Origin of the sequence: Nocardia panacis, assembly GCF_003598715.1 — a bacterium.
GTDB lineage: Bacteria > Actinomycetota > Actinomycetes > Mycobacteriales > Mycobacteriaceae > Nocardia > Nocardia panacis.
The window spans coordinates 105,988-128,061 of the sequence record NZ_QZFU01000012.1; the positions used below are offsets into that span (position 1 = coordinate 105,988).

The 22,074-nt window shown below is 65.6% G+C and carries 20 protein-coding genes; 7 read left to right on the forward strand and 13 right to left on the reverse strand.

Annotation, left to right across the window (positions count from 1 at the left end; all coding sequences use genetic code 11):
- Window positions 1-31: 31 nt before the first annotated feature.
- Window positions 32-1,804 (forward strand): thiol reductant ABC exporter subunit CydC, encoded by a 1,773-nt coding sequence (gene cydC, locus D5S18_RS04240; protein WP_120038430.1) that lies wholly within the window; start codon window positions 32-34, stop codon window positions 1,802-1,804.
- Window positions 1,805-2,213: 409 nt separating this feature from the next.
- On the opposite strand, the gene D5S18_RS04245 is transcribed toward cydC, so the two are convergent.
- The 6 genes from D5S18_RS04245 to D5S18_RS04270 form a co-directional block, all read right to left on the reverse strand.
- Window positions 2,214-2,918 (reverse strand): heme-binding beta-barrel domain-containing protein, encoded by a 705-nt coding sequence (locus D5S18_RS04245; RefSeq protein WP_120038196.1) that lies wholly within the window; start codon window positions 2,916-2,918, stop codon window positions 2,214-2,216.
- A gap of 181 nt (window positions 2,919-3,099) precedes the next feature.
- Window positions 3,100-3,405 (reverse strand): DUF1416 domain-containing protein, encoded by a 306-nt coding sequence (locus D5S18_RS04250; RefSeq protein ID WP_120038198.1) that lies wholly within the window; start codon window positions 3,403-3,405, stop codon window positions 3,100-3,102.
- 5 nt (window positions 3,406-3,410) lie between these two features.
- Window positions 3,411-4,244 carry a sulfurtransferase gene (locus D5S18_RS04255; RefSeq protein WP_120038200.1) on the reverse strand — a complete coding sequence of 278 codons (834 nt, stop codon included), beginning with the start codon at window positions 4,242-4,244 and terminating at the stop codon, window positions 3,411-3,413.
- Between the two features lie 62 nt (window positions 4,245-4,306).
- Complete coding sequence (locus tag D5S18_RS04260) at window positions 4,307-4,840, reverse strand: DUF4395 domain-containing protein (RefSeq protein WP_120038202.1); 534 nt, start codon at window positions 4,838-4,840, stop codon at window positions 4,307-4,309.
- 278 nt (window positions 4,841-5,118) lie between these two features.
- Entirely contained in the window at window positions 5,119-5,571 is a 453-nt protein-coding gene (locus D5S18_RS04265; RefSeq protein WP_120038204.1) for a thioredoxin family protein, read from the reverse strand.
- On the reverse strand, window positions 5,568-6,395 hold the full coding sequence (locus tag D5S18_RS04270) for an LmeA family phospholipid-binding protein (protein ID WP_120038206.1): 828 nt from the start codon (window positions 6,393-6,395) through the stop codon (window positions 5,568-5,570). The genes D5S18_RS04265 and D5S18_RS04270 overlap by 4 nt, the downstream gene beginning before the upstream one ends.
- Before the next feature lie 167 nt (window positions 6,396-6,562).
- Between D5S18_RS04270 and D5S18_RS04275 the strand changes: the two genes are divergently transcribed.
- The 6 genes from D5S18_RS04275 to pstB all read left to right on the forward strand — a co-directional run bounded on the left by D5S18_RS04275 (window position 6,563) and on the right by pstB (window position 12,493).
- A complete protein-coding gene (locus D5S18_RS04275) occupies window positions 6,563-7,309 on the forward strand; it encodes a winged helix-turn-helix transcriptional regulator (protein ID WP_120038208.1) in 747 nt (248 codons plus the stop codon).
- A 135-nt stretch (window positions 7,310-7,444) separates the two neighbouring features.
- Window positions 7,445-8,338 (forward strand): mycothiol synthase, encoded by an 894-nt coding sequence (gene mshD, locus D5S18_RS04280; protein ID WP_120038210.1) that lies wholly within the window; start codon window positions 7,445-7,447, stop codon window positions 8,336-8,338.
- A 281-nt stretch (window positions 8,339-8,619) separates the two neighbouring features.
- Window positions 8,620-9,735 (forward strand): phosphate ABC transporter substrate-binding protein PstS, encoded by a 1,116-nt coding sequence (pstS, locus tag D5S18_RS04285; RefSeq protein WP_120038212.1) that lies wholly within the window; start codon window positions 8,620-8,622, stop codon window positions 9,733-9,735.
- Window positions 9,736-9,892: 157 nt separating this feature from the next.
- A complete protein-coding gene (pstC, locus tag D5S18_RS04290) occupies window positions 9,893-10,798 on the forward strand; it encodes a phosphate ABC transporter permease subunit PstC (RefSeq protein ID WP_239003543.1) in 906 nt (301 codons plus the stop codon).
- On the forward strand, window positions 10,798-11,697 hold the full coding sequence (gene pstA, locus D5S18_RS04295; RefSeq protein WP_120038217.1) for a phosphate ABC transporter permease PstA: 900 nt from the start codon (window positions 10,798-10,800) through the stop codon (window positions 11,695-11,697). Before pstC ends, pstA begins: the two co-directional genes overlap by 1 nt.
- A 19-nt stretch (window positions 11,698-11,716) precedes the next feature.
- Entirely contained in the window at window positions 11,717-12,493 is a 777-nt protein-coding gene (pstB, locus tag D5S18_RS04300; protein ID WP_120038219.1) for a phosphate ABC transporter ATP-binding protein PstB, read from the forward strand.
- A gap of 97 nt (window positions 12,494-12,590) precedes the next feature.
- Here the strand turns inward: pstB and phoU are convergent, their stop codons facing one another.
- The 7 genes from phoU to D5S18_RS04330 all read right to left on the reverse strand — a co-directional run bounded on the left by phoU (window position 12,591) and on the right by D5S18_RS04330 (window position 22,072).
- Window positions 12,591-13,253: a phosphate signaling complex protein PhoU gene (gene phoU / locus D5S18_RS04305; protein WP_120038432.1), complete on the reverse strand. Its 663-nt coding sequence runs from the start codon at window positions 13,251-13,253 to the stop codon at window positions 12,591-12,593.
- A gap of 77 nt (window positions 13,254-13,330) precedes the next feature.
- Window positions 13,331-15,049: an LCP family protein gene (locus D5S18_RS04310; RefSeq protein WP_239003525.1), complete on the reverse strand. Its 1,719-nt coding sequence runs from the start codon at window positions 15,047-15,049 to the stop codon at window positions 13,331-13,333.
- Window positions 15,050-15,560: 511 nt separating this feature from the next.
- On the reverse strand, window positions 15,561-17,552 hold the full coding sequence (locus D5S18_RS04315) for a type I restriction-modification system subunit M/S (RefSeq protein WP_158607792.1): 1,992 nt from the start codon (window positions 17,550-17,552) through the stop codon (window positions 15,561-15,563).
- Window positions 17,545-18,198 (reverse strand): hypothetical protein, encoded by a 654-nt coding sequence (locus D5S18_RS34340; protein ID WP_147403845.1) that lies wholly within the window; start codon window positions 18,196-18,198, stop codon window positions 17,545-17,547. Before D5S18_RS34340 ends, D5S18_RS04315 begins: the two co-directional genes overlap by 8 nt.
- A 409-nt stretch (window positions 18,199-18,607) precedes the next feature.
- Window positions 18,608-19,759, reverse strand: a complete 1,152-nt coding sequence (gene dusB / locus D5S18_RS04320; RefSeq protein WP_120038436.1) for a tRNA dihydrouridine synthase DusB — start codon at window positions 19,757-19,759, stop codon at window positions 18,608-18,610.
- Window positions 19,760-19,873: 114 nt separating this feature from the next.
- On the reverse strand, window positions 19,874-21,148 hold the full coding sequence (locus tag D5S18_RS04325) for an ATP-binding protein (protein ID WP_120038223.1): 1,275 nt from the start codon (window positions 21,146-21,148) through the stop codon (window positions 19,874-19,876).
- Between the two features lie 255 nt (window positions 21,149-21,403).
- Window positions 21,404-22,072, reverse strand: coding sequence for an alpha/beta fold hydrolase (locus tag D5S18_RS04330; RefSeq protein WP_158607793.1), 669 nt, complete (start codon window positions 22,070-22,072; stop codon window positions 21,404-21,406).
- Window positions 22,073-22,074: the final 2 nt, after the last annotated feature.

Below are 22,074 nucleotides of genomic sequence, written 5' to 3' on the forward strand. Positions count from 1 at the left end.
GAATGGTGGTGTCCGGCAGGATATTCGACGCATGTGGCGGCTGCTGGAGCTGTCGGTGGGGCGGGTCGCGTCCGCGATCGGTTGGGGTGTGCTCGCGCTCGGTAGCGGGCTGGCCTTGGCGGGGCTGGCGGCGTGGTTGATCGCGCGGGCCTGGCAGATGCCGCCGGTGCTGGATCTGAGCATCGCGGTGGTTTCCGTTCGGGCGCTGGGTATTTCCCGCGGGCTCTGCCGATATCTGGAGCGGCTGGCCACCCATGATGTGGCGCTGCGGTCGATGACCTCGGCCCGCACCTCGACCTATCGGGCGCTCGCGCGATCCACCGGGTGGTTGCGGCGGCCGTCCGGTGCGGGAGAGGTCGGCGGACTGCGGCGGGGAGATCTGCTGGTGCGCGTGGGGAGCGATATCGATGACCTCGGCGCGGCCGTGGTTCGGGTGTTGGTGCCGGTCGCGGTGTCGATCATCCTGTCCGCCATGGCTATTGGCGCACTGGCCACGATCTCGCCCGCGGCGGCCGGAATTCTCGCGGCGGCGCTGGCCGTCTCCGGTGTACTCGCCCCATGGCTCTCGGCGCGTGCGGCGCGGGAGGCCGAGCACGCGGTGCGCGCCGACCGAACCGAATTCACCGCGCAGGCGCTCACCGTGCTCGATCACGCGGCCGAATTGCGGGTCGCGGGGAAACTCGATGGCGCTGTCGCCAGGGCGACAGCGGCGGGACGTCGGGCTGTCCGCGCGGAGGACCGGGCGGCGGCGCGCACCGCGTGGTCGACGGCGGCCACCCCGCTGTCGATCGGTGTCAGCGCCCTCGGCGCATTGCTCATCGGCATTGTCACCTACGGCCCCAATAGCGGCGCTCCCGGCACGATGACCCCGATGGCCCTCGCCATCCTGGTCCTGCTGCCGTTATCGGCGTTCGAGTCGGTCACGCCATTGTCGGCTGCCGCCCAGGCATTCACCGCTGCCCGCGCCGCCTTGCACCGGCTCGCTTCGGTGGACCGGGCAGAGGTCCCGCGACCGACACCCGCGCAGGGCTCAATAGCCAAGGGCGGGCGCATCACCGCGCGATCGGACTCGTCGCTCGCTGCCTGCGCGCAAGTCGGCGTCGTCGCAACGGCGGCGCGAGGATCGGCGCCAACGCGGGCCACCGTGGATCGCGCGGATGTCGGTGGGGTCGCCGACGCCGCATTGAGCGACCGGGGGATCGATCTCCCACCGGGCCGCCGGATCGCGATCGTCGGCCCGAGCGGTTCTGGCAAGACCACCCTGCTCATGTCCTGGGCCGGACTTTTCGGCGCCAGGCGCGACGACGCGATCTTCTTCGCCGAGGACGCCCACCTGTTCGGCACATCGATCCTGGAGAACCTGCGGGTCGCGCGGGGCGATCTCACCGTCGACGAGGCCGAGAACGCCTTGCGCGCAGTGGGTCTCGGCGAATGGCTGGAAACTCTCGCCGAAGGTGTCGCCACCACGCTCATCGGCGGCGCGGCGGCGGTTTCCGGTGGGCAGCGTCGGCGCATTCTGCTGGCGCGCGCCTTGGTCTCGCCGGCCCGCATGCTGCTGCTCGACGAGCCGACCGAACATATCGAGGCCGAGGCGGGCGCGGATCTGCTGCGCGCACTGCTCGATCCGCGGACTGGCCTCGTCACGCCGGATCGCACTGTGGTGGTAGTCACACATCAGCTCCCGGCGGGTCATGCCGCCGACACGGTCGTGGAGTTCACCGAATCCGGCCAGGTCACAACGGTTTTCCCGAATCGGGCGGCCATAGATTTCGCGCTGCGGGAAAATCCGTTGCCGAGTCGATAACGGCTCGCTAAGTTCGTAGTTACACAAGGAAGGAGGTGGTCGAACAAATGGATAGTTCTAGGACACGTGAGGTGGCTGTCCGCTAGCGCCACCGCTGCCGGTGACTATTCACCCGCGCGAGCGCGAGCGAATATCAGGCAGCCACCCGGCCCCCGAACCCCCGGTCGGTCCGATCGGGACCCGTGCAGGTGAGAGCCCGCACCGGTATGGTTCGGGGGCTGTTCCCTTTTCGCGACAGTTCGTGTCGAGAAAACGTCGTCACGCCTTGGTATTTCGCGGCTCATACTGCAATTTCAATGGGCGGCGATTCCGAGCGCAGCCGAACATCAGGGCGCGGTGCACTCCATCGCACACGCCGGAGTTGGCTAGCCGCGCCGGAATTCACGCCGGGGAAAGAGGCGAGCGACGCTCAGCCGATATAGCGTTGCAACCGAGCCGAAAGCCGCGGCTCGAGCGGCCCGTCGGCGACCACCCGCTCCTCGACGTAGGCAAGATCCCCGCCCTCGACAATGCCGTAGAGCCGTTTGGCACCGCCGACCACGATCCCGGATTGGCTGCGGATCACCACATCGGTGGCCAACTCCCAGGACGACTGGGTCAGCGCCTGCCCGTAGAACAGTTCGACAATGCCGGTGCTGTGGGTGAGCAGCAGTTCGATGACCTCGTCGTCGCCGTCGATGCCGACCCGCCAGAATCCGCTCTCGCGCAGGTCCGGCCCGCCGTAGGAGCCGTCGGACTCGATGACCCAGGACCGCGACTCCCAGCTCAGATAGTCGCCGCCGTCGTGGGAGACCACGATCTGCTGGCCGAAGCGGTAGTCGCCGCGCTCGGGATCATTGCCCTCGCCCTCGCCGCGCCACACGCCGACCATGGGCAGCAGCGCCAGCATGGACGCGCTCAGATCGGGACCGAGCCGCAGATTGGCCGTATCCTCGGGCAGCGGTAGATCGGGAAGCACCGGAATGTTGCGGGCGCCGGTGCTTTTCGCCCGCTCGGCCGCATCGGACACGGCCTGATCGCCGCTGCGCCTGGTGGGATCGGCCGGAGCGGCTCCGTTCATATTTTCGCTCGCGCGCTCGGCCGGGGTCGAACCTTCGCTCGCGAGCTCGCTCATGACTCGGTGAAGAGCCGGTAGACGACGTACAGCCCGAACCATCCGATCAGGACGGCCACGGCCACCAGCAGAATCTCGAAGAAGAGGACCACATTCGGAGTCTAACGACCTTCGGCCCGCGACACGCAAACGGCCCCTGTCTCACTGGACACAGGGGCCGTTCGCGGGTGCGTCGTCGAGGCTATCGGGCCACCGCGACATCGATATTGTGGATGCCCGCGCCATCGGGGCGGACCTCGGCCGAACCATTGCCCGAGGCGGACAGCGCGCGCACCGTCCACGCGCCGGGCGCCGCGAAGAAGCGGAAGTCACCGGTGCCGGAGGCGACCACCTCGGCGGTGAAATCGCCATTGCCGTCGAGCAGTCGCACGAACGCGCCGCCGACAGGTTGGCCGTCGGTGCTCAGGACCCGGCCGGTGATGACCGTCTCCTTCTCCACATCGACGCCCGCCGGAATGGCCTGACCCTGGGTAGGTGCTGCACACATGTTGATTACGCTCCCAACTCGATCGGTGCACCGACGAGGGAGCCGTATTCGGTCCAGCTCCCGTCGTAGTTCTTGACGTTCTGGTGACCCAGCAGCTCCTGCAGCACGAACCAGGTGTGCGAGGACCGCTCGCCGATACGGCAGTAGGCGATGGTTTCCTTCGTGCCGTCCAGGCCCGCGTCCTTGTAGAGCTCGGTCAGCTCGGCATCGGAGCGGAAGGTGCCGTCCTCGTTCGCGGCCTTGCTCCACGGCACATTGATGGCCGTCGGCACGTGACCGGGCCGCTGGCTCTGCTCCTGCGGCAGGTGCGCGGGAGCCAGGATCTTGCCGGAGAACTCGTCGGGCGAACGCACGTCGACCAGGTTCTTCGCACCGATGGCCGCGATGACCTCATCGCGGAAGGCGCGGATCGAGTTGTCGGGCGTGGCCGCCTTGTACTGGGTGGCGGGACGGCTCACGGCATCGCGGGACAGCGGGCGACCGTCCAGCTCCCACTTCTTGCGGCCGCCGTCGAGCAGCTTCACATTGTTGTGGCCGTAGAGCTTGAAGTACCAGTACGCGTAGGCCGCGAACCAGTTGTTGTTGCCGCCGTAGAGGACGATCTCGTCGTCGTTGGCGATGCCGCGTTCGGACAGCAGCGCCGAGAACTGCTCCTGGCTGACGAAGTCGCGCCGGACCTGGTCCTGCAGATCGGTCTTCCAGTCGAGTTTGACGGCACCCTCGATATGTCCGGTGTCGTAGGCGGAGGTGTCCTCGTCGACCTCGACGAAGACCACGCCGGGGGCGTTGAGGTTCTCTTCGGCCCAGTCGACGGAGACCAGGACATCGGAGCGAGCCATGTTGTTCCTTTCCGGTGTGCGGCCGGGTGACGGGTATGCCCGGTCCGCGATGACTTGCGGGGTCAGAGTGAGCTGGTCGGTGCGGTACCGGCCGCGGCCGCCTGAGTCCGGCGGAAGCGGGTCACCAGCGGGTAGAGCTGGCAGCCCAGGCAGATCCCGAACGCCGCGTTGAGGAACGCCGCGAACAGGGCGAAGCCGACGAATATCGCGCCGACCACGGGTGCGCCCACCAGGAATCCCAGCAGGCCGACGGCACTGAAGATCAGGCCGAGCAATTGGGCGAACCGCAGCGGGGCCGCGGGTTCGGTTTCGGTGACCGGACCGAGGCGCGGCGCGACGAGCGCGGCGAAGATCCGACCGTAAGGGTGTTTGCGCGGACCGTAGGCCGCGCCGATCGCGAAGACCACCGCCTGGGCCGCGATGAGCACCGCGGCCAATGGCTGTGAGAAGGCGGCGGCCAGCAGTGTCAGCACCAGGACACCGGAGGTGACCCAGGCGGCGAAACGGGGGCCGCGCACATCGACCCGCGTGGGAATCGCGTTGTCCCGTGCGGGAATTGAGGTATCAGAAGATGGGTGTACGGAAATATCGGACATGACGGGTGCTCCTGCGCTGAATATGTCTGATGGCGGACAAATTGCCAGTACGCCGGGGGATCACCGGGATCGCACGCAACGGCGGACGCAGGTCGGATTCGAGAATTCTGAAGAGCCGACCGCTCAGCGGCACAGGCAGCAACAACCACCGAGCCGACACAGGTCAACTGTGCGACGTCGGGTGAGCATGAGCTCGTGGTTGGCTTGCACGAGACGCAGTTTACCCAATTCTTCGGGGAAAAAGGACCGGGGTCTGCGTCACATCGGAAAAGACCGCGTCAAGCGGCCTTGTCGATGGTCAGCGGGGCCAGCGCGGTGCGCAGATCGCCCGCCTTCGGGACACCCGAGATGCGGAAGCGTTCGCGACCCTCGGCGTCGAAGATGAAGGTGGTGGGCAGCGAGAGCACATTCAGCGCCTGCGCCAATTCCGGCCTGACATCGATATCGACTTCGATATCCCTTGGCGCGGAAGGAGTTTCGGTGAATTCGCCGATCACGTTCGCGACCACCCGCCGCACCGCGTCGCACGGGCCGCACCAATCGGCGGAGAAATGCAGCACCGCGGGACCGGATCCGGTGACCCCGGCCGCCTCGAGCAACTCCGCCCGCGCCTCGGACTCGGCCGAATCGCTCGCGGCGGCCGGGCGCACCCGACCCTGACGGCGCTGCCACAGCAGGCCGACCGCGACCGCGATCAGCAGGACGGCTGCCACAATGGTGATTTCCATCATCTTCTCTGCAATCGGTCGAGCTGCGAACCTTCTAGCTGCAAACGGTCGAGGTCGATCGCCATATTCCTGCCCCGGCCCTCCACCACGATCCGGCCGCCCTGCGGGTAGGCCTTGGCGGGTTGGACACCGAACGGCAATTCCCTGGTGTCGATGGTACGGGTGAAACGCTCGAGCACCGCGGGCTGATCGGCGTCGGGGATGAGTGCGGTGGGCATGGCATCCACGCCCGAGCCGCGATAGAAGCCCGTTGCGACAATGCGCAACCGATTGCTCTCCCGCAGCAGATTGGCCTGCACGCTGACCTTCTGGCCGCCGTACTGCGCGCCCGGTGTGACGGGCAGGGTGCCGGTGAGCACCAGCAGACCCGGCGTGGATACGCCGGTGCCGCCCGAACCTCCCGTGCCGTCGGATTTGTCGGCCGGATCCGAATGCACCTCGAGATCCGGGATATTGAACAGCCGCCCGAGCGCGATCGGCTCCAGCACCATGCGCCCGTCCACCTGATCGACCTCGATATCGCGCATATCGCCGTCGAGCAGTCGCCCGAGCGGCACATGCACGCCGGTCAGCATGGCCTCCACCGAGATCTCGCCCGGAATATCGGGCCGCTTGCTGCGCGCGATGATCTTGACCCGGTCGAACTTGCCGCCTGCGCCCGAGAGTGCGAAGGGGAATCCGTAGATCGTCACCTCCGGGTCGGCGGTGAGCTCCGCGCCGTGCCGCAGCGCCCGCGAGACCTTGTACTCGAAGTAGGCGGCGGTGCCGAAATCGCTGACCACCGCAAGTCCGGCCAGACACAGCAGCCCGATGATCAGCTTGCGCATAGCTAGGGAGCCTAGTGGGTGACGCCCGGCGCATCTGCGGTCGTCCCCGGCCCGGAACGCGTGGTCGCGGTAGTGGACAGGCTAATCTGACACTTCATTACCTGTGGATCAGCGACGTGGCTCAGCGGAGTTGTCGTGCTCCGCGTGGTTACGAGATGGGAGGGTCTGTGGAGCTGCTGCTGCTGACCTCCGACCCCGACCCCGAGTCGGTACTGCCCTCGCTCGCGTTGCTCGCACATCATGTGCGGCCCGCGCCGACGGAGGTGTCATCCCTGCTCGAGGCGGGAAGCGCGGATATCGCGCTGGTCGACGCGCGGACCGATCTGGCCGCCGCGCGCGGACTGTGCCGACTGCTCGGCAGCACCGGATCCGCCGTACCCGTGGTCGCCGTGCTCACCGAGGGCGGGCTGGTGGCGGTCAACGCGGACTGGGGACTCGACGACATCCTGCTCCCCGGCACCGGCCCGGCCGAACTGGACGCTCGACTGCGGTTATTGGTCGGACGCAGCGGGGGAGTGGCGAGCCCGGAGAACGCGGGCAAGATCACCCTCGGCGAACTGGTGATCGATGAGGGCACCTACACCGCGCGCCTGCGCGGCCGCCCGCTCGACCTCACCTACAAGGAATTCGAACTGCTCAAATACCTCGCCCAGCATGCGGGTCGGGTCTTCACCCGCGCGCAGTTGCTGCAGGAGGTGTGGGGCTATGACTTCTTCGGTGGCACCCGCACGGTGGATGTGCACGTGCGCAGGTTGCGCGCCAAACTCGGCAGCGAATACGAATCGCTCATCGGCACCGTGCGCAATGTCGGCTACAAGGCGGTGCGCCCGGCGCGGACCGCGCCCAAGGGTGAATCCGCAGGCGCGGAGGGCTCCGAAGAGCCGCTCACTCCGGTCAACGGCGCGGCCCAGTAGGTATTTCCGAGACCGTCGAGCTTTGTAATTCCGTTGTGCCCCAGGAATATTCGCCTAGGCGGCGCGGCCGGGAATGTACGCGCGGCGGAAGCTGTTGTGGCGGTTGATCATGCGGAATCCCGGAATGGAGCGGCAATGAGCGAGTGGACCGACCGGCTGGACGACGCGGCGGCGGTCGCGGTGCGCGCACTGCTCGACCGGGCCGCCGCCGCCGACGGCGTCGCACCCGTCTCCGAACAGGCTGTGCTCTCGCTGACCCGCCCCGGCGCGGCGCGGCATCTGGTCGCCGAGCGGGACGGTGCGATCGTCGGCTACGCGAACCTGGTGGCCGCGCACGGCGAGCATCCGGCCATGGCCGAGATCGGCGTCGATCCGGAGGCGCGCGGCGCCGGAATCGGCACCGAATTGGTCCGCGCCGCCCTCGCCGCGGGGGGTGCGGGCGCACGCGTCTGGGCGCACGGCGATCGGCCCGCCGCACGGGCCGTGGCGACCCGCCTCGGATTGGCCACCGCACGCGAGCTGTGGCAGATGAGAAGGTCTCTGGCAACTCCGGAGCTACCGGAACTGTCGATACCGGACGGAATTGTGCTGCGCACCTACGCGGGTCCGACCGACGACGCCGAGATCCTGCGCGTCAACGGGGCCGCCTTCGCCTGGCATCCGGAACAGGGTGGCTGGACCGAATCCGACATCACCGATCGGCGCGCCGAACCCTGGTTCGACCCGGCGGGACTGTTCCTGGCCGTCGATGCCGCCGATCCGGACCGACTGCTCGGATTCCATTGGACCAAGGTGCATTTGGACGAGGACCCGGCCCTCGGCGAGGTATATGTGGTCGGCGTCGATCCGGCCGCGCAGGGCCGAGGACTGGGGCGGCTGCTGACCCTGGCGGGGCTGCGCTATCTGCGCGGCCGCGACCTCGACGAAGTGCTGCTCTACACCGAGGCCGACAATGACGCCGCCGTGCGCACCTACACCCGACTCGGATTCGCGCCCGCCCATATCGATATCGCGTACGCGGCGGCGTGATTGGCGCACGCGCGTCGTGATTACCCCGTGATCGACAAATAAGCGGCGTCTTGGCGATCTTCCAGTAAAACTGGGGCAAATGTCACATGCCGCCGACTCAATCGCGCTGGGTTGTTCACCTCGCGTTTACCCAGCTCGGTCCAACTGTCAACCGGCCGACCCTACGTTACTTGTGGGCGGCATACCGCGGCCTGGTGCACGAGTTCCCCGCGAACAGCACCACAGCACCCGCCTGGGCCGGTGAGGGATCCAGGCGTGTAGTACGCCATTCCGGAGGAATAGTGAACTTCAAGCGCAGCAGCGCCCTGATCGGTGCGCTCGCCATCGGCGCGATGACCGTGGCCGGGTGCGGTAGCGACAACAACTCCAGCGGCGGCAGCGACAGCTCCGCCGCCAAGGTCGATGTCGGCTGCGGCGGCAAGAAGGCGCTCAAGGCCAGCGGCTCGTCCGCGCAGAAGAACGCGATGGACCGCTTCGTCGCCGCCTACGAGGCCAACTGCGGCGGCAACACCCTGAACTACACCTCCAGCGGCTCCGGTGCGGGTGTCAACGAATTCATCGGCGGCCAAACCGATTTCGGCGGCTCGGACTCCCCGCTCAGCGCCTCGAAGCAGGAGCCGGCCAAGGCGCAGGACCGCTGCGGCGCGCCCGCGTGGAACCTGCCGGTCGTCTTCGGCCCCATCGCCGTCACCTACAACATCGACGGCGTCAGCGATCTGGTCCTCGACGGCCCGACCGCCGCCAAGGTGTTCAACGGCGCCATCGCCACCTGGGACGCCCCCGAGATCAAGGCGCTCAACCCCAGCGCCAAACTCCCCTCGGAGAAGATCGCCGTCATCTTCCGCTCCGACGAGTCCGGCACCACCGACAACTTCCAGCTCTACCTCGACGGCGCGGGCAACGGCGCATGGGGCAAGGGCGCGGGCAAGGTGTTCAACGGCGGCGTCGGCGAGGGCGCGAAGGGCAACGAGGGCACCTCGGCCGCCATCAAGAACACCAAGAACTCCATTACCTACAACGAATGGTCCTTCGCCAAGTCGCAGAACCTGTCGATCGCCTCGATCGTCACCTCCGCGAGCAAGGACCCGGTCAAGCTGACCGTCGCCTCGGCGGGCAAGGCCATCGACGGGGTGAAGATCAAGGGCGAGGGCAACGACCTGGTGCTCGACACCACCTCGTTCTACAAGCCGACCGCCGCGGGCGCGTACCCGATCATGCTTGCCACCTACGAGGTCGTGTGCTCGAAGTACAAGGACGCCGACACCGCCAAGGCGGTCAAGGCCTTCCTGACCTCGGCCACCACCAACGGCCAGAAGGGTCTGGACGAGGCGGGCTACATCCCGATCCCCGACCAGTTCAAGGCCAAGCTGACCGCCGCCGTCAACGCCATCTCCTGATAGTTCTGCCATGACCGCGCACCCTGAGGTGACCCCCGCGGGCTCGTCGGATTCGACGGGCCCGCGGGGCGTTGGAGAATTTGCCCCCATGTCGAGCGAACCGAGTCCCGAACCGGCCCCCAAGGGCCGTCGCCCCGCCCCGAGTTGGCGGGCCGAAATGACCTTCCGGTCGCTCGCGACCGCGGCGGGCGCGACCATCGTCGCCGCCATCGCCCTGATCGCGCTGTTCCTCTTGATCCGCGCGGTGCCCTCGGTCATGGCGAACGAGGCCAACTTCTTCACCAGCGCCGAATTCGTCACCGGCAACGCCGATCACCTGCGATTCGGCATCCGCGACCTACTCATGGTCACCGTGCTGAGCTCGATCTTCGCGCTGCTGATCGCGGTGCCGATCGGCGTCGGCATCGCCCTGTTCCTCACCCACTACGCCCCCAAAACGCTGGCCCGACCCTTCGCCATGCTGGTCGACCTGCTCGCGGCCGTGCCCTCGATCGTGTTCGGCCTGTGGGGTTTCCTGGTGCTCGCGCCCAAACTCGGGCCGGTGCAGCAGTTCCTCAACGACAAGCTGGGCTGGCTGTTCCTGTTCGCCGACGGCAACGTCTCCATCGGCGGCGGCGGCACCATCTTCACGGCGGGCATCATCCTGGCCGTGATGATCCTGCCCATCATCACCTCGGTCTCCCGCGAGGTCTTCAACCTCACTCCGCCTGCGCACATCGAGGCGGCCCACGCCCTCGGCGCCACCAAATGGGAGATGGTGCGGATGACGGTGCTGCCCTACGGCCGCAGCGGTGTCATCGCGGCCTCCATGCTCGGCCTCGGCCGCGCACTCGGCGAGACCATCGCCGTACTGGTCGTGCTGCGCACCGCCACCAAGGCCGGACACTGGTCGCTGTTCGACGGCGGCTACACCTTCGCCTCCAAGATCGCCTCGGCCGCCTCGGAATTCAGCTCGCCACTGCCGACCGGCGCGTACATCGCGGCAGGCTTCGTGCTCTTCGCACTGACCTTCGTGGTCAACGCGCTCGCGCGCCTCGCGGCAGGCGGAAGGGTGAACGGCTGATGACCACCACACTCGACAAACCAATCAAGGCGCCCACCTTCCGGCACGTCAGCGCCGGGCGGCGCCTCAAGAACAACCTCGCCACCGGCGCGGTGTGGCTCTGCTTCGGCATCGCCCTGGTGCCGCTGGCCTGGGTGCTGATCATGGTGGTCAGCAAGGGCTACCACGCGGTGCTGTCCACGGACTGGTGGTTCAAATCGCAGAAGGGCGTTCTGCCCGACCAGTTCCGCGGCGGCGTCTACCACGCCATCTACGGGACCATCGTGCAGTCGGCGCTCGCCGCGGTGATCGCGGTGCCCCTCGGCATCCTGGCCGCTATCTTCCTGGTCGAATACGGTCGCGGCTGGTTGGCCAAGACCACCACCTTCATGGTCGACATCCTCGCGGGCGTGCCATCGATCGTCGCGGCGCTGTTCGTCTTCGCGGCCTGGATCGCCACCCTCGGCTTCCCACAGAGCTCCTTCGCCGTCTCACTGGCGCTGGTGCTGCTCATGCTGCCGGTGGTGGTGCGCAGCTCCGAGGAAATGCTCAAACTGGTGCCCGACGAACTGCGCGAAGCGTCCTACGCCCTGGGCATCCCGAAGTGGAAAACCATCCTGCGCATCGTCGTCCCCACCGCGCTGCCCGGCATGATCAGCGGCATCCTGCTCTCGGTCGCACGCGTCATGGGCGAGACCGCGCCGGTGCTGGTCCTGGTCGGCTACAGCAAATCCATCAACACCAACCTGTTCGATGGCAATATGGCCTCGCTGCCGCTGCTGATCTACCAGGAGCTGGCCAATCCGGAGGCGGCGGGCCGGGAGCGAGTCTGGGGCGCGGCGCTGACACTGATCCTCATCATCGCGGCGTTGTACCTGGCGGCGGCGGTGGTCAACAAGCTGCTCACGCGGAATAGATAGAAGCGGACGGAAACTTCAGATGGCCAAGCGGATCGACGTCAAGAACCTCAACATCTACTACGGCAAATTCCACGCCGTGGCCGATGTCGACCTGACCGTGCTGCCGCGCAGCGTGACCGCCTTCATCGGCCCCTCCGGCTGCGGCAAGTCCACGGTGCTGCGCTCGCTCAACCGCATGCACGAGGTCACCCCCAGCGCCCGCGTGGAGGGTGCGGTGCTGCTCGACGGCGAGGACATCTACGGCTCCCAGGTCGACCCGGTCGGCGTGCGCCGCACCATCGGCATGGTGTTCCAGCGGCCCAACCCGTTCCCCACCATGTCCATTCGCGACAATGTGGTGGCCGGACTCAAACTGCAGGGCGTGCGCGGCAAGAAGGAACTCGACGAGGTGGCCGAGCGCTCACTGCGCGGCGCCAACCTGTGGAACGAGGTCAAAGACCGGCTGGACAAGCCGGGCGGTGGCCTGTCCGGCGGTCAGCAGCAGCGACTGTGCATCGCCCGCGCCATCGCCGTCTCACCCGACGTGCTGCTGATGGACGAGCCCTGTTCGGCGCTGGACCCGATCTCCACCCTGGCGATCGAGGACCTGATCACCGAGTTGAAGAAGGAATTCACCATCGTCATCGTCACGCACAATATGCAGCAGGCCGCGCGCGTGAGCGATCAGACCGGATTCTTCAACCTGGAGGCCCAGGGCAAACCCGGCAAGCTCATCGAGATCGACGATACGGAGAAGATCTTCTCCAATCCGGGACAGAAAGCCACCGAGGATTACATCTCCGGTCGCTTCGGCTGACCCAGACGACGATGGCCCGCACCGGATACGGTGCGGGCCATCGACGTTCTCGCGATCAATCGGCTGCGTGCCTAAACACGGTGTGCGGCAAGATCTCTCACGCCTCGGCATCCGGGTCCGGTGGCAGGACGCCGGTGACCAGGAAGATCACGCGGCGACCGATCTCCACGGCGTGATCGGCGAAACGCTCGTAGTAGCGGCCCAACAGCGTGACATCCACCGCCGCCGCCACACCGTAGCGCCAGTCCCGATCCATCAGCAGGGTGAACAGGTGACGATGCAGGTCATCCATCGCCTCGTCGTCCTCGTTGAGCTGGGCGGCGCGCTCGGGATCACGCGTCTCGAGCACCTCCTTCGCGCCCGCGCCCATATTCACCGCGATCCGACCCATCTCGGCGAAATAGCCGTTGACCGCCTCGGGCAGCGCGTGATTGGGATGACGGCGACGCGTCACCTTCGCCACGTGCAGGGCCAGCGCACCCATCCGATTGACATCGGCGACGATCTGAATCGCGCTCACCACCTGGCGCAGATCACCCGCGACCGGGGCCTGCAACGCCAGCAGAGCGAAGGACTTCTCCTCGGCCTCCTGGATCATCTCGGCGATCCGGTCGAACTCGGTGATCACCTGCTCCGCCAGGGCGAGGTCGGCCTGGAGCAGCGACTGGGTGGCCCGATCCATGGAGGAACCCGCGAGACCGGCCATCTCGCCCAGGAGATGGGCCAGTTCAGCCATTTGCTCGTTGTAGATGACACGCATGAAATCAGACATTAGTTCCCGGCGCTGTCCAAGTCACGAACGCGCGGTGAATGCCGGGTGCCGGCCATCGCCCCAGCTCAGGTGCAGGTCTCGTCGGCGGCGTTGCGGTGTTCCAGATCGGCGGGCAGGGTGGGCGGCGGCGCCGACCTGGTCTGCGGTGCGTCGGGAAGCTGCTCGCCGATCGGGGTAGGGGGCGCGACGGCGCCCGCGAAATCGGTGCCGATCACGGCCTCGACGATACTGCCCAGTTCGTCCGTCTTCTCCAGTGCCGCACCGGGTATCGCGGTGGCCAGGGTCGCCGCCTCGGCCTCGTGACCAGCGCTGTAGCGGACCCGGCTGGTGGTCGTGCCCTCCGAATAATTGCCGGTGCTGTAGATCTGGAAGCCCTGCCCGCCGAGTTTGGTGGCGGCCCGATTCGCCGCGCCCGCCACACCCGAACCATTCGACACCAGCACCGAGACCGTGCCCGGATCGACCGCTCTGAGCTTGGGTGGGGCAGGCGTGGCGGTCGACGATTTCGCGGGGGACTTCTTCTCACCCGGCAGCGGTTTGTCATCGATGATGGCGCGGAAAATGGCCCTGATATCCGCCTGGCGCGGAATCTCGTTGCCGTAGCTGGTGGTTCCCGCGGTCGGCACCGTGAGGAAGGTGACCGCGCCCGCATCCATCTGCTGCAGCGAACGACCCAGCATCAGCAGGTCATCGGTCTTCACCTTGTCGACGAAGGTGTGCGCGGTGAACGCGCCGATGATGCCGCTGAGCTTGCCCGGATCCAACAGCACCTTCCCCGACAGCGTGCTGCGCAACAGCGCCGCCAGGAAGCGCTGCTGGCGGCTGATGCGGTCGTAGTCGCTGCGCTCCTCGCCGTACACATGGCGGGCACGCACATAATTCAAAGCCGTGCCGCCATCCAGACGCTGCTTGCCGGAATGTTCCAGGACGGTGCCCAGAACGCCGTCCACGATCGGTTTCGGTGTGCACACCTCCACACCGCCCACCTGATCCACCATGGTCTCGAAACCCGCGAAATCGATCCCGATGAAATGACCGATATCCAGGCCCGACATCTTCCGGATCACATTCACCAGGCAGGAAGGGCCGCCCAACGCGTAGACCGCGTTCAGCTTGTCACCCATGGCCGAGGGATAGGTCTGCTCGGTGTAGACGCCCTTGTCGTTGTTCCAACCCTTGCACACCGGGCGGGTGACATCCAGGTCGCGCGGGAATGAAACCACGACCACCCGCTCCCGGCTCGCCGGGATATTCACCAGCATGACCGTATCCGAGCGCGCGCCCTCCGCATCGTCGGTGGTCCCCGCGCCGACCTTGCTGTTGGCGCCCGCACGGGAGTCCGTGCCGACCAGCAGGAAATTCTCGTCGCCGAGTTGCCCCTCGACATCGACGACATCGGTCTTGTCGCCATCGAGGGCCGTGACCTGGGTCAAGCGATTATCGGCGCTCCGTATGTACCGCCAGCCGCTACCGGTGACCACCAGCGCCAGCACCGCCGCGAACGCCACCACGATCTGCCCCGCCAGCCGCAGCCTGCGTCCGCGCCGCAGCCGGATCGTCTCCTGCCGCGACAACCCGACACTCTCCGACCGCGCCACCGCATCCCCCGCGACCAACACCTGCATCGGTTCCCCCGGCCGCGCGCTGTCGACGATGTCCTGCACCACCGCCGACCCACCCGTCGCCGGCTCATCCTCTCCCCGCTCCCGCGCCACCAGATCCCGGACACTCAACCCCCCGGACTCCGGCCCCACCTCCGCATGCCGCCCAGCCCCATCGGCCACCTCCCCTTCCGCATGCCGACTATCCCCATCGGCCACCCCCGTCGCCGTATACCGACTATCCCCGTCCGCCCCACCCGATTCCGCATGCCGTCCACCCCGGTCGGCCACCCCCCGCTCCCAGGGCGCGCGCCCGAAAGCCCGCCCCGACTCCCCACCCCGATCCGCACCCGCCACCGAGCCCGCCTCTCCACATGCCGGCCACACCCCGATCACGCCATGCTAACGATCCCGCCACAGCAAACCCCACCCCACACACCCGCCCCAGGCCACACGTATTTCTTGAGCATCGAGCCACCGGTGAGCTTCGGTATCGGTCGCATCAGAATTTCAGACCAGTCGCGATGAAATATTCGTCTGGTCGCCTGTCTGGTGTGGATCTGACCGGCAGGTTTGTGTTCGATCGGTCGCTGTCCAGCCGGTGCCCGGTTCGCCGCCGCGATGCCTCGGTACTCCGGTGACCTGGACGGTGTCGATCTCGAATATTCGAGAAGATGTTTCGCTCCGTCACATTTCAGAACCTGTCTTCGGTAGAGTCGAGTCTGATTGTGTCCAACTCTCCGGAGAACAGAATTGGCAGTAGCGTGTCGCGCAATTCGACGGTTTCCCGGAGGACCTGATCATGTGCGGCGATCATCTCATCGAATTTCGCGAGAGCGCGCCCGATGGCCTTCTGGTCCGACAGTGGAGGAAGCTGAATCGGTAATGTGGTCAGCGTTTTTGCGTTAATGCTCTGAATTGCCGCCCCGCTGGCGTTTCGTGCGAACCAATCCTGAATATGAGGATTGATAAGATATAGGGTCAGGTACAGCGGATCTACGATCGCGGTCGGTCGAATTCGAATCAATCCGGTACCAAAAACCCAGCCGTCCTGATCTGCGGTGACCAGGGCTATTTTTCCGATAGTTCCAGTTCGACTGCAAAGGATGTCGTCACTTCTTATCCGGTAATCTGATCGGCGTTCTGCTTGCTTGTAGTCGACATAGTCTGTCGGACCATGAATTCTCCCCGAGGAAATATTCTTCGGCTTCACCACCGGAGTTCCACCGTTCGGGTGATCCGAGGTGGGTGCACCGGGGGTGATTTCGCTTATATCGCCCAACGCAACATTTGTCCAAGATCCTCGCGCCGAAAGCTTGATTTCGTTCAGCCCGTGCATCAACTCCGCCACGATCAGGTCCTTCCGGGATGCACCTAGAACGGCATTCCGGAGTTGTTCGGCACTCCGCTGCAGTGACAGTTCGAATCGGCTTCCGTCTACTCTGGGCGAAATTGGAGTCAGGTGGACCGCAGGACTCAGATTGTATTCGCTCCGGCGAATCTCCTCCAAGGATACAGATTTGGCGCTCGCATTCTCGTCGATAGACTTTCCTGCGCGCCGATCGGCCACGATTCTCAGGATATCGTCCAGTTCGGAATCCTCGAGCGCACGCTGGGTGCGTTCTACTTTGCGGCCACTGGATGTTGCATCGATCAAAAGGATATCATCGAGCGCTGAACCCGGCGGTTTCAGAAGCCAGATGGAGACGGCAACGCGAGTCTTACGAAAGAGCTTTCCCGGCAGGGCGATAATTGCCTCAATGCAACCATCTTCAATCATGGCTGCTCGAATCTTCTGCTCAAGGCCTCCGCTGTGCAGCGTGTTATTGGGCATGACGACGGCAGCGCGCCCGTCTTTCGTAAGGTTCTCTACGATCCGCTGAAGCCACGCATAGTTACCGTTGTGCCTCGGTGGGTTGCCGTATCGCCAACTCTGTTCAGAGCTCCAATTCGGGTACTTCATATTGAATGGTGGATTGGCAAGGATATACGGGTATTTCGGATGTGCAGCATTGCGGTCGAACGGAGTGGGGGAGACGTCGATCTCTGCTCGAACATTATTGATCTCGAGGTTCATGCGAACAATACTCTTGAGTTCTTCGGTCAATGCGGTCGATCGGAATTTCGGGCTTGCGGCGGTGTCTCGGGTATCCAGCGAGCGCGCTGCAGCCACCAGCAGCTCGCCAGCTCCGCAAACAGGGTCGTATATTGTGGAGTTCGGGTCTGCGCGAATTGAATCCACCATCAAAGACACGATCGATCTGGGAGTGTAGTAGACTCCCTGTCCTCGATCGAACATCTCCAGAGCAAGCTGAAATGCATTACCGGATCCCGATTTCTCCACCAGTTTTTTTATTTCCAGTGCCAGGTCGGATAGTGTGCCTGCGTCGAGGTGATGGAGATTCGGGAGAGGCAATTCGAGACCGTTGGCTGTGTTTTGCAGCTGTTCGATAGTGTAGGCTGGATGATTCCTGTCCGAGGTGATCTCGGTCCAAGATTTTTCCCCGGCATGCATGTAGATCATGCATAGCGTTAAATTCCGCAGAGATCCGAATTCGTTTCCCATCGATACGAGGCCGTCAAGCGCGTGCCGTACAGCGGTTTCTCGACCGGGTGGCCAAACGACATCGGGTACGAGATTGCTCTCGTATTTCGTATGTTTGTAGTCAGTCTTGTCGTCACGCATTTGCATCCGCCTTCGGACGTCGGGCCAGTGTTGCCGACACTTGGTCGATGGCGCCAACCCATGCCGGAAGTTCGGCACAAACATAGCTGAGGAGCTGGTAGACCTTTTGGTGGTCGACGGCGAGATGGCGATGATGTATTGGCTCGTGGTGCATGATGCGGTTACGGAGCAACACCATCGTTTGCAGGTCTTTGCGCAAGATTTCGCGAGAGCCGCGGTAGTGCGGGAATGCTCTATGCAGTATGGGAACCCACAGGTGGCGGTCGTAGCGTCGGCTCAGCAGTGATACCCAGAAGCCGAAGGACAGTTCCGACATTATGTCGTCGGCGGACGGTTCTCCTGCACTCTGGTGGTTGCGCTTCGCATCGGATTGCGCTTTGTCTATCTTCGTTATGTCATGAGGAGCGAGCGGGGCTCCGGACCACCAGTTGTCTGTCCCGAATTTGCATTTAAGTTTGTCGTGCATGGTATTGCGTAGACTGATTTCCAGGCAGTGTAATGGTACGTAAAAGGAAGCCGCGATCTCAAGGTTCCATACATAGAGACTCGCGACAGGCACTCCGTCGCGTTGCGCCGCGATGAGGTATGGCCCGAGGCGCGGCGCAGCAAATTGTTGCACGAACCATCCGGGCAGGTCGCCGGACATGGGATACCTCCGCGAGTGAGTTCTTCTCTGTGGTGGCGCAGTCAGGTAGACTCGTTCGAGTACGCCCCGGGTCCGCCTCTGCTATGCATGCCGCCCGGGGCACCGCTTTGTGCCCCCCCTTGTGGTGAGGGGCCTGAGCTTCAGTGATCGTCAATCCAGGATCTTCGGCCCGTGAGAAGGATAACGCTCCTGTGTGGAGTAAGCAAGTTTGTATCGCGATACAACATCGATCCGTGTGGCCTACAGCCGTGGCGTAGGCACGAATCGTGGCAGTAGTACGGACTCCGATCGGCGCGCATCGCAACCGTTCATCGGTTCGCCGGAGTCGACCGCGCTTCTGGTCGATGGTCGAAGCGGCGTCGACGAATCCATCGGGCCTGCCTTCGATTTCAGCTTCGTGATGAGGGCATTAACCGCCGGAGTGCATGACGTCGGCGGCGGTCGGGACGGTGGGGTCTTCGGGGTTGTCGAGCCAACCTTCGGGGAGGACCACCTTGCCGGGAGAACCCTGGCGGCCGCGCGGACCTTCGGCGTCGAGGGGGAAGGGGGCGGTGGGGTCCAGGAGAGCGATGAGGTCGGCCAGTTCGGGGAGGGAGGAGACGGTGGCGAAGCGGCGGCGCAGGTCGGAACCGACCGGGAAACCCATGAGGTACCAGGCCATATGTTTGCGGATATCGCGCATGGCCTTGTCGGGGCCGTCGTGCTCGACGAGCAGTTCGGTGTGGCGGTAGAGGATCTCGCCGACGCGGCCGAGGGTGGGACCCGCGGGGACCGGGTCGCCGCGCAGGGCGGCTTGCAGTTCGGCGAACAGCCAGGGGCGGCCCAGGCAGCCGCGGCCGACCACAACACCGTCGCAGCCGGTTTCCGCCATCATGCGCACGGCGTTGGCGGCGCTGAAGATATCGCCGTTGCCGAGTACGGGGATGGTGGTGACGGCCTCCTTGAGGCGGGCGATGGCCGACCAGTCGGCTTGGCCGGAGTACCGCTGCGCGGCGGTGCGGGCATGCAGTGCCACCGCCTGCGCGCCCTCCGCGGCGGCGATGCGGCCCGCGTCGAGATAGGTGTGATGGTCCTCGTCGATGCCGATCCGGAATTTCACGGTGACCGGTACCCCCGCCGGTTCGGCCCCGGCGACCATGGCCCGCACGATCTCGCGGAACAGTGTTCGCTTGTACGGCAGCGCCGCCCCGCCGCCGAGCCGCGTGACCTTCGGCACAGGGCAGCCCAGGTTCAGGTCGATGTGGTCGGCCCAGCCCTCGCCGACGATGATCCGCACGGCCTCGCCGAGTGTGGCGGGATCCACGCCGTAGAGCTGCATCGAGCGGGGCTGCTCGTCCGCGCTGAACGACATCATGTGCAGCGTCTTCTCGTTGCGCTCGACCACGGCGCGCGCGGTGATCATCTCGCACACGTAAATGGACGTGGGGCTGCCGAATTCGCGGCAGAGCGTGCGGAAGGCGACATTGGTGATGCCCGCCATCGGCGCGAGCACCACCGCCGGGTCGACCGGGTAGGGGCCGATCCGCAGGGCGGTGCGCGGAGCTTCGAGCGAGGTCGTCACGCTGACCAGTGTCTCATCCGCCAGGAAGTGCCCACCCATATGCTCGCCGGCTGTGGCTCCCCTCACTCCTCCTCGGGAAGCGGCCATGCCCAGGGCCGTGTCGGGTCGGGGCGTTCACGGACCGAGCAGTGCCGCGGGGACGACGGCGATGCCATCGGGTCTGCGGTACGCGTAGCGGCCGGTGGTGATCACGACGGCGTCGGCGAGCAGGTCGCCCACTTTCGATTTCAACCATCGCAGGTGGGTGAGGTCTTGTTCGTCGACTGTCGCGGCGAGTTTGGTTTCGATGGCGACGATGCGCCCACCCGGCCCGGTGATGATGAAATCCAGTTCGTGGTCACCGTTTCGGGTGCGCAGATGTTGCAGGTGGGCCTCGTTGTCCCTGGCGTAGACGTGCAGGCAGAGCGCGACCAACGCTTCGAAGAGTTGGCCGAGCATGCTGGTGCCTGACGAAACCCGCACGCCGGGTGTGGTTCCGGACAGCAGGGTGTCCGAGGTCAGGTCGAGCAGGCGTGCCGACAATGCCGGGTCGGCGAGGAAGTGTTTGGGCGCCAGGGCCAGCCGGGCGAAGGCGTTGTCGACGGGGAGCCAGCCGGGTACCGGATCGAGCAGCCACAGTTGCGACAGCACATCCCGATAGGTGATGGTTGTCGTCTTCGCCGGTTTGTCGGTTTCTCCCGATGTGGCCGCGTCCAGGATCGTGTTGTAGGAGGCGCTGGTCGCGGTGGCCGCGGCATAGGCGGTCAGCCATGCTCGCAAGGTCGCCGGGCGTCGGACGGGGTGACCCTGTTCGGCGAAGTCTCGTTCGACGATTCGAGCCAAGTAGCCGTCGAGTTGGGCGCGACGGGCACGGGCGGGTAGCGGACGGATTCCGGGGAAGCCCGACCCGGTGATCTCTTCGACGTATTCGGGGAGTTCGATCGCGGATTCGCCTTCGAGTGGTTTTCGTCGGCCCGTCAGCAGTTCTCGCAGACTGACGGTCGGCTCGCAGATGCCCCGTTCGACCAGGGCCATGGGGCGCATGCGTACCTGCACGATCCGGCCCGCACCCGAATGCGTCGGAGTCTCGGTGGGAATCGCGCTGCCGGTGAGGAGGAATCGCGCGGCCTGCGGGTCGCGATCCACGCTGCGTCGCACCTGGTCCCACACCGCCGGATAACGCTGCCACTCGTCGATCAGCACGGTGCCCGTGCTGCGGTCGATCCGACCGGGATCCGCCGCGAGCAGTTCTCGCTGCTGCGCATTGTCAAGTGCGTATACGCTGTCGGCTCTGCGCTGGGCGGTAGCGGTTTTTCCGACTCCCTTGGCGCCTTCGATCGCCACTGCGGCCAGGCTGGGTAGCAGTTCGTCGAGCTCCGTGTCGACCACACGTCCCCGGTAGGTCACCATGGTCGTACGCTACCATTAGCAGGTCCTCTAGCCTACCTTTTGCATTATCGCTGGGATACCGTTAGCAGTTGATCTGTACTACTGTTGGCAAGCTGGGCGGACGAATCTGCGACCTGTTGCCGACAGGTCCGGTCTCGTACGAAAGCCGCCGGAGCAGACCGGCGGCTCATGTCCCGGATTACCCGCTGACGCACCTTCGGAAGCACGTGTCCGACCGCCGCGAAGTCATTGTCAATGGGCCAGGCAGCGCGCGGGCTAGCTCGCCGCCGACGTGATGGCCGACGCGACGACTTCCGCGTGCGCGAAGTGAGGGAAGTGGCTGGCGCGGAGTTCGGTCAGGGTGGACTCGGTGCGTTCGGCGAAGTGGCGCTGCAGGGCGGGGTCGAGCATCAGGTCCTCGGTGCACAGCAGGTAGGAGCAGGGCAGGTCATGCCAGGCGGGGCGTCCGGAGGGGGTGGTGAAGCAGTCGGGATGCGTTCGCTTTTGAACGGCGCTCAGGATGTGCTGGGTCGCGGTGGGGGCGTCGGCGGCGAGGCCGGGGCCGAAGCGGTCGGGGTCGACGGTGGCCCAGCCGTCGGCGGCCCGCTGGATCGCGGCCATGCCCGGTGTGGCTGCGCCTCCGTCGGTGAGGGAAGCGACGGATTCGCCGGTGTCGGGTGCGAAGGCGGCGACGAAGACGAGTCGGCTGACGCGCGCGTTGTCGACGGCGGCGCCGGAGATGACCGAGCCGCCGTAGGAGTGACCGACCAGCGTGACCGGTTCGTCGAATTCCTCGATGGCGCGTCGCGTCCAGGCGATATCGGCCGTCAGCGAGGTCAGCGGTAATTGCACGCCGAGCACTCGATGTCCGCGCAGTGCGGTGATCACCGGTCCCCAAGTGGATCCGTCGCTGAATGCCCCGTGTACCAGCACGATATTCGCCACTG